At 58.9% G+C, this 9,312-nt stretch carries 12 protein-coding genes; 6 read left to right on the top strand and 6 right to left on the bottom strand.

Translation table 11 applies throughout. The features are described 5' to 3' along the window. From CW742_RS02985 to CW742_RS02975, 3 genes are all read right to left on the bottom strand, one after another. Window positions 1-905 (bottom strand): ATP-grasp domain-containing protein (locus tag CW742_RS02985; protein WP_292416238.1); only part of this gene is annotated, 905 nt, incomplete at its 3' end. Further along, the gene (locus CW742_RS02980; RefSeq protein ID WP_292416236.1) at window positions 902-1,432 is read right to left on the bottom strand and encodes a tRNA (cytidine(56)-2'-O)-methyltransferase; all 531 of its coding nucleotides are present in this window, start codon (window positions 1,430-1,432) and stop codon (window positions 902-904) included. The genes CW742_RS02980 and CW742_RS02985, both read right to left, overlap by 4 nt. Before the next feature lies 1 nt (window position 1,433). Next, on the bottom strand, window positions 1,434-1,706 hold the full coding sequence (locus CW742_RS02975) for a MarR family transcriptional regulator (RefSeq protein WP_292416234.1): 273 nt from the start codon (window positions 1,704-1,706) through the stop codon (window positions 1,434-1,436). Between the two features lie 111 nt (window positions 1,707-1,817). On the opposite strand from CW742_RS02975, the gene CW742_RS02970 reads away from it, so the two are divergent. The 3 genes from CW742_RS02970 to CW742_RS02960 all read left to right on the top strand — a co-directional run bounded on the left by CW742_RS02970 (window position 1,818) and on the right by CW742_RS02960 (window position 2,891). After that, a complete protein-coding gene (locus CW742_RS02970; RefSeq protein ID WP_292416232.1) occupies window positions 1,818-2,234 on the top strand; it encodes a hypothetical protein in 417 nt (138 codons plus the stop codon). A gap of 155 nt (window positions 2,235-2,389) precedes the next feature. Then, window positions 2,390-2,665 (top strand): hypothetical protein, encoded by a 276-nt coding sequence (locus CW742_RS02965; RefSeq protein WP_292416229.1) that lies wholly within the window; start codon window positions 2,390-2,392, stop codon window positions 2,663-2,665. Beyond that, complete coding sequence (locus tag CW742_RS02960; RefSeq protein WP_292416227.1) at window positions 2,598-2,891, top strand: hypothetical protein; 294 nt, start codon at window positions 2,598-2,600, stop codon at window positions 2,889-2,891. Before CW742_RS02965 ends, CW742_RS02960 begins: the two co-directional genes overlap by 68 nt. Before the next feature lie 30 nt (window positions 2,892-2,921). Here the strand turns inward: CW742_RS02960 and CW742_RS02955 are convergent, their stop codons facing one another. The 3 genes from CW742_RS02955 to CW742_RS02945 are packed head-to-tail and all read right to left on the bottom strand — an operon-like array spanning window position 2,922 to window position 5,520. Continuing rightward, on the bottom strand, window positions 2,922-3,632 hold the full coding sequence (locus CW742_RS02955) for a UPF0280 family protein (protein WP_292416225.1): 711 nt from the start codon (window positions 3,630-3,632) through the stop codon (window positions 2,922-2,924). Then, entirely contained in the window at window positions 3,629-4,015 is a 387-nt protein-coding gene (locus CW742_RS02950) for a 4Fe-4S binding protein (protein ID WP_292416222.1), read from the bottom strand. The genes CW742_RS02955 and CW742_RS02950 overlap by 4 nt, the downstream gene beginning before the upstream one ends. Then, the gene (locus CW742_RS02945) at window positions 4,012-5,520 is read right to left on the bottom strand and encodes a homocysteine biosynthesis protein (RefSeq protein WP_292416221.1); all 1,509 of its coding nucleotides are present in this window, start codon (window positions 5,518-5,520) and stop codon (window positions 4,012-4,014) included. Before CW742_RS02945 ends, CW742_RS02950 begins: the two co-directional genes overlap by 4 nt. A gap of 91 nt (window positions 5,521-5,611) precedes the next feature. On the opposite strand from CW742_RS02945, the gene CW742_RS02940 reads away from it, so the two are divergent. The 3 genes from CW742_RS02940 to alaS form a co-directional block, all read left to right on the top strand. Continuing rightward, window positions 5,612-6,319 (top strand): Nif3-like dinuclear metal center hexameric protein, encoded by a 708-nt coding sequence (locus CW742_RS02940; RefSeq protein WP_292416219.1) that lies wholly within the window; start codon window positions 5,612-5,614, stop codon window positions 6,317-6,319. Beyond that, window positions 6,316-6,669, top strand: coding sequence for an SWIM zinc finger family protein (locus CW742_RS02935; RefSeq protein ID WP_292416217.1), 354 nt, complete (start codon window positions 6,316-6,318; stop codon window positions 6,667-6,669). Before CW742_RS02940 ends, CW742_RS02935 begins: the two co-directional genes overlap by 4 nt. Before the next feature lie 39 nt (window positions 6,670-6,708). Then, window positions 6,709-9,312 (top strand): alanine--tRNA ligase (gene alaS, locus CW742_RS02930; protein WP_292416215.1); only part of this gene is annotated, 2,604 nt, incomplete at its 3' end.

The raw sequence follows: 9,312 nt of genomic DNA, 5'->3' as shown, positions 1-9,312 counted from the left end.
GCACTGGCCCGGTCTGCAAAACGGATCATCCGGGCGGCAACCTGCCCGGCCTGCGGCCGCACCTGAGGGAGAATGCCCCGGCAAGCGTCCATGTGGAGATCGAAAAGGCTGCACCCGCAGGCCATCTCCACGGTATCGACCGTTCCCTGGAATCGGGGGTTCACTTCAATCGCTACCGGCCCGTTGTCACCGATAACGAAATCAACCCCGATGGTGCCGACACCGCCGCTTGCTGCTGCAATGCGTTCCGCGAGTGTTGCCATCTCTCCCGCAAGCGGGTGGTTGCAGGGCGTGATGGACCCGGAGAACCCGAACGCGAACTCCCCGTCTCCGCCCCGCAGGACCTGTTCGTTCGTGGTCACGGCCATGGCCGCTGAACCGGTGGCAATGCAGCAGACGCTTGCAGCATCCCCCTTCACGATCTCCTGCCGGATATGCGGCACATCCTCGTACAACTCCCGCCACGCGGACATCTCTGTGTCATTGTGGATGACAGCATTCCGCCAGCCGCCGGCACCGGTCCGGGGCTTGACCATGGCGGGATATTCGCCACCAGGAAGGATCCGGGGTGCCGGAACAGCAAGGGAATCGAAGAAGTACTGGGTGTCGAGCTTGTCCATCAGGTGGCGGACAGCCGCATGGGAGGTCCCCATCAGGGATACAGGGACAGGCAGAAGCTCTGCGCCTGAGGTAGGAATAAAATAGTCAAAAGAATGCCGGCGGCAGATCCGGTCAATGGCATCCGGGAGATCCGCAAGGTCCTCGAACTTTTCCCGGTCTTTCGTGCACCAGACAAGATCCTGGTCGCAGAAATGGTCTACGGTGCAGACCTCATACCCTGCACGGAACGCGGACTGTGCAACGTGCCGGGTCGCAAACCCGGCAATGAGCACCCGCCCTTTCACAACTCCTCCGTCTGTTTGCCGGCCTTCGAGGGGATGATGCGTATCTGCGCACCGGGGAACTCGTTCTTCAGTTCCGTGCCGGCAAAGAGATGGTCGAGGAAGAGCGCAAGGCTTGAGATCTCCGAATGGGGCTGGCCGGTGACGGCTACGTTGTAGTCCGCAAGGCCGTAGATCTCGCCCGGTACCTTCTCGGCCCCGACGATCACGAGGGTCTTGTTATTCGGCCGGATCTCCCCGATGACGTCCGGCAGGTTCAGGCCGTACATCGTGAGGTGGACAACAATCCCCCCGTCAGCCTTCCACTCCTTGATGCACGAGCGCCACTTCACATTGTCCTCGCAGAAATACTCCCCGCCCCAGCGTTCGGTCACATCTGCGATGCTCTGCACAACGCCCTTGTCGGACGCCGCGAGGTACATGCCCCGTGCCCCCAGCGCACGGCCGGTAAGGCCGACATGAGTGGTAACCCGCTGGTCGCGTTCGGGACGGTGACCAATCCTGAGGATGACAACATCTTTTTCCGGCATCTCACTTCCTCCGTTCCTTAATGACACCGTTCTCGATGACAAACGGCAGATCTTCTTCGTATTTGAACTGGTTTTTGATGAGGGCTTCCCCGAACGTGAGCATCCGCACGTTCGCGCCGGTCCGCTCAATGAGGCAGTATCGCTCGAGACGCAGAAGGCAGTCCTCCGTCACCGATGTTTCAAGCCCGCACCGGGTGGTCAGGTCAGAGACGGTGATCGGCTCTGATGGCGGGATCTGGTGGTAGACCAGCCAGTCAGCATCCTCTTGTTTCACCTGTATTCATATCCCGCGGATCGGAATAAGGGTTACGTTAAAAAAGCAAAAGCCGGTGCACAGGTATGATTGCCCGCCGCTTATTTCAATTCCCGGGGCATACCTGTTTCCATGGATGCAGGGATAACCGGGAGAGCATACCAGGAACTTGTCGATATCGTTGATGCCATCCTTGACGAATGCGACGATGACGTGCCCTGCATTGTACAAAAACTGGACGGGGTTGATGAAGCGAGCCGGAACGAGCTCTTGGTCTCCGACCTGCTCAACGCGTACCAGGCCTTTTACTGGTTCTTCCGCACTGAGCCGGATATCCTCACGCGGGAGCGGATGGACCTGGAGCCGGCCTCATCACTGAAAACCGGCCTGCTGATCGAGGAGACCGACCTGCTGGAGATGTACTTTGTCGTTCATGAATCCGTGCCGGTGATTATTATCCATGACGGGGACAAGGCAGTCGCGACGTTCACCGGGAAGACCGCGTACGGGCAGGGACGGGAAGTGATGGACAGGCCGGAATACCAATAAGTCACCGCATAATCCGATGATTCCTTTTTTGCATTTTCCCGTACTGTATCAATTTCTTCGGCGGGTCACCAGTCTCTTGTGGTAATCGGGTATTGCATACACAGATTTATGGCTGAATAGGACAAAAGGTATTTTTTGTCCAAAAAGGAAGAGCCATGAAGAAAGATACTCCCCCCCTCACAGAAAAAGTCCTGGTCTCGTACGATACAAAACAGGCGCTGATGTCCATCAGGGAACCCGGCGAACGGTATGGTGATGTAATCGAACGGGTATTGCAGGATCGCAGGCGCCAGGACTTCATAACCCACCTGGACACTATTGCCCGCGACGGGGAGTTTGTCTCACTTGATGACGATCCAGAATATGCAGCGATCAAGCACGGAGTCCAGCGTGAACGTCAACATCGAAAAACGGGCTCTGCAGTACATTAACAGCCTGCCGGAGAAGGACCGGAGGCTTATCAAGACTCACCTGCTTAAACTCGAAGACCCCCATACCGCCCCGGATGTCGAGCTGCTGAAAAACGGGCATTGCCGGATGCATATCGCCCATTCGTATACTGCATTCTTCGATGTGGCACCAGGTGGCTCTATCAACATTCTTGCTGTGATGACAATCGAGGAAGCACACAAACGATACAAGCGGTTTGGCCGGTAAACTGTTTTTATCCTGCAGCGCGGGAAGTGGTTACCGGTCCCCGGCACTGATCAGTTGCTCGTCCACAACAGCGGGTACAACAGGAGGCACAGCCCCCCATGTCACCGTCTTCTCTCCCATTATTGCAAAGATCCCGGTAACTTCTGCCGGGTCAACGCGGTCAAGAACAGATATGTCGTTCGGCCGGATCTGGTTACAGACCGATGTAGCCCAGGCATCTGCAAGCGCGACATCAAGGGAAAAGATCGTAACGGCATCGGCAATACCAAACGAGATGGACGGACCTACCGTTGCCGAAGAGGTGCATATCCCCAGTATCCTGTCCTGAGGGGGGATGACAAATGCGATCCGGTCCGAGAGGGCTGCTTCCCCCGCATGGACACCGACACGAACCATGCGATTGGAAAAGAGGGCAATATCACCCCCATTATCAATCACGCCAAAAGAAGCACCAGCTTCCCGCATTGCCTCGACGCCAGCCCACGCAATCGCCCCGGCAACTGCGGCCATCGGGCCGACACCGGCCTTCCGTCCAGCTTCCGCCATCCGTACAATAACCCGATCATCGCAGTCAGGAGTATACGGATCGAACGTTGCTGCAAAAAATGGATCGCGGGCAATGTATGCCTCAAGATCCTGCCGGGCTGCAAGGATCCCGGCCTTCGCTGCTTCCGCATACGCCGGCTCATCCGCGAGGATCGTTGCGAACGTCTGCCGGAACCGGAACGGGACCCGGATCATAGCGGAAGGTTCAGCGCCCGGTGCGGGCAGGCATCGATGCACTTGCCGCAGAGGATGCACTTCTCATCGGCGTACTGCAGCTTCCAGTCCGCATCGAAACAGAAGACCTCGCGGGGGCAGATGCTGATGCATGCCCCGCAGTCCACGCATTCACTCTCGTTGTAGATGATCCCGTGCTCAAGGATGCGCACCTTCGCCCCGAGGCCGGACATCGAGTCGCGGACAAGCTGGCACTGTTCATCCGGCACATCGATGAGCGCTTCGCCCTCGGATGAGTCGATATTCGCCCGTTCGACATTGATCAGGACGCCAGTGTCCCGAACCACCTGGGCAATGATGGGCTTCCTGCCCTTTCCCCGCGAAAAGGTTACCAGCAGCTTCATTTCAGCCACCTCCCGCCCAGCAGCTTTCCAAGGTGAATCGCCGTGAGAAGCGCGATGACCCGGTGGTCGCTGTCAATGACTGGCAGGGCGCTGATATTGTTCTGCTCCAGTTTCTGGATGGCGATGTCCACCGATTCATCCGGAGCGGCCGTGATCACTTTCGTCTTCATGATGTCCCTGACAAGATGGGCCTTGCCAGGATTCGCCACCGCCTTCGAGACATCGAATGTGGTGACAATGCCGACAAGTATCCCCTTCTCGTTGACCACGGGCAGGTGATTGGTTTCTCCCTTAAGGAGTTTCTTTGCCGCGGTCCGGATCTCCTCGGTCTCGCCAATCGTGATAACGGAACGGTCCATGATATCCAGCACGCGGGGGCCTTTCTTTGACTGGTGCATGGGTTTATTCTGCTTGATTGGATCGATGGCACGGGCCGGCAGGGCAAGTGGCATCTTCCCGCTCTCGACCCACTGTTTCAGCTCAAGCGCGACTTTGCGTGCACGGCGGAAACTGGACAGCGGGGAGGTACGGATCTCCTCGCCGTTAATTTCCACGGAACCGGACCGGAGCTCTGCATAGGTTGCCGTCCTGACGGTCGGGCGCGAACGGCTCGGGACACCATAGTCAAGGATATCGACCGAGATGTCCTCGTCGCGGACAGCGGTTGCCCGGACAACATCGAGGTCAAGGACCGGCAGCGGGACACCAAGACCCACGTAGAGGGTCACACCATATCCGGTCATGGTTGCTGCCCGCAGGTATTCCTGCGACATCTGCTTCATGTCCCCGGTCACCATGAGGGTCCCGAATCCACCCGCAGGGGAGTGCTGGGTACCTTCGCCGATCACCATGCCCGGTGCACCGCAAAGGAAGATCGGGACGCCACTACCGATCAGCCGGAGCTTCGGGTCGTTTGAGAGCGGGTTTAAGACCCCCGCACCGGAGTACGTGACATTGCCGGAGCCCGGAAGGAGCGTTCCCATGTACGTATGGAGGGCGCGGTCCGTCGTATTTGTCGCCGCATTATAGCGCTGGTATGCGTTCCGCGGGTTGCACATGATTGCCTGGTTCAGGTTCTCCAGCAGCAGCTCGGTTGTGATCGTTCGCCGCGGGTAGCAGTCGGTGCCGTGCGAGCTTGCACGGAGCTCCACGGATTTTCCGGCAACCAGGTCCTCGATGACATGTGCACCGCCGTACTCGGCCTGGAGGGTATCTGACTGCTGCGTTGCGCCAATGTAGGTGTCCACGGCCGCAAGCCCCCCGTAGGCTTCGACATTGTTCAGCCAGATCCGCTCCATCCGTATGGGCGGTTCGGCATGGCCGAAGTTGAGGAACGCGCCGGACGAGCACATGGCCCCAAAGGTCCCCGTTGTGACAACGTCAACCTCCTTGAGTGCCCCCTCCTCCCCGAGTTCGGCAACAATGCCGGGCATCTCCTCAGCGGTGACGACCCGGGCACTGCCCTCGCGGATGCGTTCATTGATCTGGCCGATAGTCTTGTGCATACCTCAAAATATGCTTTAATGCATATTTAAACTGATTGCTATTACCATTAGTAATAAATGCCCTTTAATGCCGGAACGGCGATGATCCTGTATGGATGTGAAGGTCTTCATTCAGGAGATGGAGCGGCTTGCGCCGCCCGACCTTGCCGAGGACTTCGATGAGGGAAAGATCGGGCTCATTGTTGAGGGGGCGCCGGAGTTCGATGTGGTCTGTTGCGCTCTTGATGCAACGCCAGCGGTCGTGAACGAGGCTATACGGCTGAATGCCGGAATGCTCGTGGTGCACCACACGCCGCTCTGGGCTCCCCTGACTGCGCTGACCGGGCCGGTCGCCACCCTGATGAGAGACGTCCTTTCAGCACAAATGAATGTCTGGGTCATGCACACGAACTTTGACCATGCACCAGAGGGTGTGAACAATGCGCTGGCAGAACTCCTCTCGCTTTCGGACACAGTCCCGCTCACGCTCGGCCTTGTCGGGACCTGTACCATCACCCCTGCTGAGATATCCCGGCGTCTCGGCTGCCCGCTCCGGATCTGGGGGGAGGCCGGAACGATCCGGCGTCTCGCGGTCATTGCAGGCAGCGGGTTCGATCCGGCGTTTCTTCATGAGGCACAGGAGAAAGGAGCCGAGGCTGTTCTCTCGGCCGAACTGAAGCATTCCGTGATGCGCTCAAGCCCGCTTCCCTGCATCGAGGCAACGCACTATGCACTCGAAGCACCAGCCATGCGGCGGCTTGCTTCCCGGCGCGGATGGCAGTATATCGAGGATGAGCCCCGGCTGAAAACAGTGCCATGATGGCTGACAGGATCTGGCAGCGCCTTTCTGAGAAGAAAGAACTTGACCCGGCGCTGCGGTGTGAGATCGAAGAAGCATTTGGCACCCGGGGAACAAAGGCGCTGGCCGCAATTGACGAAGGCAAGGTCGTGAAGTACCTGGACTTTTTTGTCGTGGAAGGCCGGACGTCCAGTTATATAGTTGAGGACGACTTCTGCACATGCAGCGATTTCCTGTACCGGGGCAGGACCTGCTGGCACCTGCTCGCTGTACGGATCGCGGAAGCGGCGGGTTCCTACCGGACGGTTGATACGTGGTACCAGGACCAGATCAAACCCGTCAACACTGGCCCAGAACAAAACCTACATTAGCGTTTGCAGTCAACAGTACAGACGATACGTGGTTTAGACATGCTCGAAGAGGAATACCAGCTCGATTATTTCAAGTCCCAGGGGTTCGTCCGCAAGACCTGCAAGGCCTGCGGCTCGGCATTCTGGACCCGCGATCCCTCACGGGAGATTTGCGGGGACGCTCCCTGCGAACCCTATAATTTCATCGGCAACCCGATCTTCAAACCCCACACCCTCGACACCATGCGCGAGGCATACCTCTCGTTTTTTGAGAAGCAGGGGCACACCCGGATTGACCGGTACCCGGTTGCGGCACGGTGGCGGGACGACATCTACTTAACAATCGCGTCCATTGCCGACTTCCAGCCGTTCGTGACAAGCGGTGTCGTGCCCCCACCGGCAAACCCGCTCACGATCTCGCAGCCCTGCATCCGGTTGAACGACCTGGACTCCGTGGGCAAATCCGGGCGGCACCTCACCACCTTCGAGATGATGGCCCACCACGCCTTCAACACGCCGACCGAGGAGATCTACTGGAAGGACCGGACGGTCGAGCTCTGCGACCAGTTCATCGCCTCGATTGGCGGTGACATCACGAAAGTCACCTACAAGGAGAACCCGTGGATCGGCGGCGGCAACGCGGGCCCGAGCGTAGAAGTCCTGATTGGCGGCCTCGAAGTCGCGACGCTGGTGTTCATGAGCCTTGGCCGGCAGAAGACCGGCGATAAAGGGTACGAGCTCAACGGCGAGATGTATTACCCGATGAAACTCCGGATCGTCGACACCGGGTACGGTCTCGAACGTTTTGTCTGGGCATCGAAGGGCTCCCCAACCATCTACGACGCGGTATTCCCGGAGATGGTCAGTCACGTCATGGGACTTGCCGGGCTCGACCACATGCTCGGCAACAAGGACTATGCCAAGATCCTTGCCCTCAATGCAAAATATGCCGGTCTCATGGACATCTCGGGCACGAACCTCTTCAACTTACGAAAGAAAGTGGCGGCGGCCATCGATATCTCCCCCGACAAGCTGGACAAGATGATCACCCCGGTCGAGAAAGCGTACGCGATCTGCGACCACACCCGCTGCCTTGCCTACATGCTCGGCGACTGCATTGTGCCATCCAATGTGCGGGAAGGCTACCTTGCGCGGCTCGTCATCCGCCGGACCCTGCGGCTGATGAACGACCTGAAGATCACCGAGCCCCTTGCCGACCTGATCGAGCAGCAGACCCGGATTATGAGCAACCGGCGGTTCGAGCAGGACATCGCGGTTGTCCGCGAGATCCTGGACCGCGAGACCGAGAAGTACGCGGCAACTCTCGAACGCGGTACGCGGATCGTCCAGAAGGTAGCAAAGACCTACAAGGCCAAGAGCCAGCGGGTGCCCCTTGCCGAGGTCATGACCCTCTACGATTCGCACGGCATCCAGCCCGAGATGGTGAAAGAGATTGCAGCAAAGGAAGGCGCCGTCGTCGACCTCCCCGACAACTTCTACTCCATTGTTGCAGACATGCATTCTGAGTCCAAGCCGGTAGAGGAGGAAGAGGACAAGACCGGGAAATATGCAGAGCGGGTCCGTGCCCTCCCGCCCACCAAGAAACTCTATTACGAGCAGCCCTCGGACATCGAGTTCGAGGCGGTCGTGCTCGACTTCTTTGACGAGTATGCCGTTCTCGACCAGACCCTCTTCTACCCCGAGGGCGGAGGCCAGCCCTCGGATACCGGGACGCTTGTGAGTTCCGACAGCATGGTCCAGGTTGACAGTGTTGTGAAAGTCGGCGAGGTCGTCCTCCACCATATCGCGGGCGGCGTCCTCCGGCGCGGCGAGCGGGCGAAGGGGATGGTGGACGAGGAGCGGCGCTGGTCCTTGATGCGCCACCACACGGCAACCCACATCATCCTCCATGCTGCAAAGGAGGTGCTCGGCGCACACATCCACCAGGCTGGCGCCCAGAAAGGCGCGGAGAGTTCCCGTATCGATATCCGTCACTTCAAGCATATCACTCCCGATGAACTCCGCAGGATTGAGATCGCTGCAAACCGTATGATCATGACAAGCCAGCCGGTCGAGATTTCCATTGAGGACCGCGGCAAGGCAGAACAGAAGTACGGGTTTGGCTTATACCAGGGCGGCGTCCCCCCGGGCCGGGAGATCCGTGTTGTCAAGGTCGCAGGCGACATCGAGGCCTGCGCCGGTACCCACTGCCGGAGCACCGGAGAGGTCGGGGTTGTCAAGATCATCCGGGTCGAGCACATCCAGGACGGCATCGAGCGCATCGAGTTTGCCGCCGGCGTTGCCGCAGTGTACTACATGCAGCACCTCGAGCAGATCATTGCGGCCTCGGCTGAAACCCTCTCCGTCCAGTACGAGAACCTGCCGGCAACCGTGACCCGGTTCTTCACCGAATGGAAGGACCTGAAAAAAGAGGTCGAGCGGATGAACTCGAAGATGGTGGACCTGGAGACACAGGCGCTGATCGCAGAGGTCGTGGGCGGGGTCAACGTTGTCATCAAGCGGGTTGACCTGCCACAGAAGGAACTCTCGGCTCTGGCCTCATCCGTTGCAGCACGGGGCGGCGTTGCACTCTTCGGGGGTGCCGGTGACACGGCCCGGGTCGTCCTTGCATCAGGCGATCTCCGGGTCAATGCCGGTGAGATC

The sequence above is a fragment of the Methanoregula sp. genome, from assembly GCF_002835825.1.
GTDB lineage: Archaea > Halobacteriota > Methanomicrobia > Methanomicrobiales > Methanospirillaceae > Methanoregula.
This window is presented reverse-complemented; position numbering and strand designations above follow the sequence as displayed.